The sequence below is a fragment of the Bradyrhizobium sp. JYMT SZCCT0428 genome (assembly GCF_018131075.1).
Lineage (GTDB): Bacteria > Pseudomonadota > Alphaproteobacteria > Rhizobiales > Xanthobacteraceae > Bradyrhizobium.
Genome location: NZ_JAFCLS010000176.1, coordinates 1 through 1,102, shown reverse-complemented (window position 1 = coordinate 1,102; position 1,102 = coordinate 1). Strand labels below are relative to the sequence as shown.

Here is a 1,102-nt window from a genome sequence, read left to right as displayed (position 1 = left end):
GTGCCACATCCGGACTCATGCACCGCACCAAATGCGAATTTCATTCGATCACCTCGTCGGCGCGGGCGAGCAGTGTTGGCGGGATGGTGAGGCCGAGCGTTTTTGCAGTTTTGAGATTGACGATCAGCTCGAACTTGGTTGGCTGTTGAACGGGCAGATCAGCCGGTTTGGCGCCCCTCAGAATTCTGTCAACGTAGTCCGCCGATTTGCGAAACATATCCGAGAAATTTGGCCCGTAACTAATGAGGCCGCCTGCGGCCACAAAACCCGTCTCCATATAAATGGCCGGCAACCGAGATTGCCCAATGAGTTGCACTAGCTTTGCACGGTGTGCATTGAACATTGGATCGGGCAATACGATGATCGACTCTGCACCGCTCCGAGCGAGCACACTAATTGCGAGCTCGAATTCGCCCGAATCGCTCGCGAGTTGGACGAAGACGGACAAACCTAGATTTTGCGCGGCCATCTCGGTGGCGCGGATGGCGACCTCCTCGCTTCGATTTGTTGGATTATGTAGGATGGCGACCTTCGCAAGCCTAGGGGTAAGTTCCCGCAGCAATTCCAGGCGTTTTCCCGCAAGCTCCGGAGACAAACCGGCGACGCCGGTGAGATTGCCACCCGGCTTTGCAAGGCTTGATACCCATCCCTCGAAAATCGGATCGCCGAACGATACGAAAACGATCGGTATAGTAGTGGTGGCCTCCCTGACGGCGGGGAGAGCTGGACGCGTTGGGACATAAATCGCGTCCGGCTTTAGACGAACCAAGTCTTTCACCAAGGCTGGTAGCCGGTTTGGGTCGTTGTCGGCGAAACGGTATTCGATCGAGATATTGCGAGCCGGCGTCCAGCCCAGATCGCTCAGTCTTTGAAGGAACGCCTGATGCCAAGTCGCTTGAAAGATCGTTTCGCGATCCGAGATGGAAACTACTCCGACTACTGGCATTGGAGGCTGCTGCGCTCGCGCTGCGACCGGCCACGCCGCCGCACCGCCAAAAAGTGTGATGAACTCGCGTCGTCGCATTTGACCCCACCGAGAACATGCCTTGTGCAATGGCTAAGACTAGCACTTCGCGAACGAACGGCGAGTAAGAACTGGCAC

At 56.4% G+C, this 1,102-nt stretch carries 1 protein-coding gene; it reads right to left on the bottom strand.

Going from position 1 to position 1,102, the window contains the following annotated elements; genetic code table 11:
• Positions 1–40: 40 nt before the first annotated feature.
• Complete coding sequence (locus tag JQ575_RS44260) at positions 41–1,024, bottom strand: ABC transporter substrate-binding protein (RefSeq protein WP_212039438.1); 984 nt, start codon at positions 1,022–1,024, stop codon at positions 41–43.
• Between the last annotated feature and the right edge of the window lie 78 nt (positions 1,025–1,102).

Excerpts from the sequence above, each read along its gene's own strand:
- JQ575_RS44260 (WP_212039438.1), bottom strand. The coding sequence starts at position 1,024 with ATGCGACGACGCGAGTTCATCACACTTTTTGGCGGTGCGGCGGCGTGG.